This is a genomic window from Brunnivagina elsteri CCALA 953, from assembly GCF_002289455.1.
In the GTDB taxonomy this organism is placed as follows: domain Bacteria; phylum Cyanobacteriota; class Cyanobacteriia; order Cyanobacteriales; family Nostocaceae; genus Brunnivagina; species Brunnivagina elsteri.
Window position 1 is genome coordinate 1 of the sequence record NZ_NTFS01000713.1, and the last position, 1,634, is coordinate 1,634.

2 protein-coding genes are annotated in these 1,634 nt (G+C 31.3%); one reads left to right on the top strand and one right to left on the bottom strand.

Annotated features, from left to right (window positions below; genetic code table 11):
* Positions 1-270: 270 nt before the first annotated feature.
* Positions 271-639 (top strand): hypothetical protein, encoded by a 369-nt coding sequence (locus CK510_RS30120; protein WP_095725086.1) that lies wholly within the window; start codon positions 271-273, stop codon positions 637-639.
* A gap of 63 nt (positions 640-702) precedes the next feature.
* Here CK510_RS30120 and CK510_RS30125 read toward each other — a convergent pair whose 3' ends face one another.
* Positions 703-1,383: a DUF2834 domain-containing protein gene (locus tag CK510_RS30125; RefSeq protein WP_095725087.1), complete on the bottom strand. Its 681-nt coding sequence runs from the start codon at positions 1,381-1,383 to the stop codon at positions 703-705.
* Positions 1,384-1,634: the final 251 nt, after the last annotated feature.

The window sequence follows — 1,634 nt, forward strand, 5'->3', positions numbered from 1 at the left end:
GTACATAATAACACTAGCAATAATAAATTAATCTTAAAAAATTAATTTAATCTTTAATTGATTTATTAAATTCTTTATATATTAAATTTCAGTAAAGTCATAAAATAAATAATTAAATCAGGCATAGTAATGCGATAAGCAGAGCTTAATCTCGCAGGTATATCGCACACCTGATGTGTAATAACTTGACGAAGGGAATATATTCCTTGCTTTAACTCGACTCCATTTAGGAGTATTACAGACTCTTTAGCAAAAGTAAAAAATTGAGATATGAATCAATATTCGAGTATCGAAATTAAGTATAAAAAGATATTTTCTCTCTTCTTGTTTTTTGCCAGTGTGTTTATTCTTTATGTTTCCTTTATTGTCGGATTTTCGTTAAATACAATCACAGGTGTAATTCTATTTTTGTTGAGCATTTTAATGCTGACACGACCAATAGCAGTTATCACCCCAAATAACATCCAAATGATGAATTTGTTGGGTATAACAGTCAAAAACTATCCCTACACACCTGACCAAATATTGATTAAAGATAACAGCATTTCTGTAGATGGTAAAAAGGTTATCTCTACCTTATGGGCAGATATAAATATTAAAGAAGCAAGGGAATTTTTCTTACATATACAAGAAGATTAATCTTCTTGATTAATCAAGAAGATTAATCAAGAAGATTAATCTCCACATCTGAACAGCAATAAATTATACAGTATTAGATACTTCTCGACCAGAAATTACATTCCCATCGACTTCTTGCAATGTTTTTCTGACAGATAAATAGAACAAAGCACCAAATAACGGAATGATTGCGATCGACCAAAATAGCAATGAAAATTTCATATTACGTCGTGTCATATCATCAGGAAGGAGCGTAGGAAATAGCAAACATAACATACAAAAATCCAAACTCATAACGTTAATAAAACGACTAGTTTGCCATTCTTGAACGAAATCATGCCAATTACCTTGAGTCAAACCAAAGAAAACAAGAATTAGTGTAGAAATAGTAAGAAAAACACCCGTTATTCGAGAATCTAATAACTTTAAGAAAGCATTTTTTCTGCCGATAAACTGAGGATTTTTATCCCGTAAAGCCAAATATGGGATTACGGCAAAAGCACCTACCGCAGATGATGCTGCTGTAAATAACCAAGCTGGTATTTTTTGTCCTCTACCATCTATAAATAGAATGCAACTGTAAATCATTGGGAGAATTCCCATAATATTAAACAGAGCAATAATTAATGGATTAATACCTTGCCATTGACCGAATAATAGATTTTTAATTAAATCTAGTGTATCAGGTCGATCGGGTGGCGCAAATATAACAGCATAAGTCACAAATCCAATCCAGATTAACCAAAATATAATTTTTCTTAGCATATTCCTAGATAGTACTTAATTTAACTAATAATTTATAATGTACCGCAACCCAACATCAGTTATTATACTTTCAAAGTTCAGATTCTCGAAATATGAATCAACGCAGAGTATTGCAGAGAAGAGAGAATTAAATGTCATGGATGTAGGGAGATAGCAATGCTATGTCTCTGAAAGTTTGGTTCTTCATTACTTGTTATGCTAAAAACGCTGATAAAATAGCTCAAATTCCTTACTGGGTAATAAAGATAGCT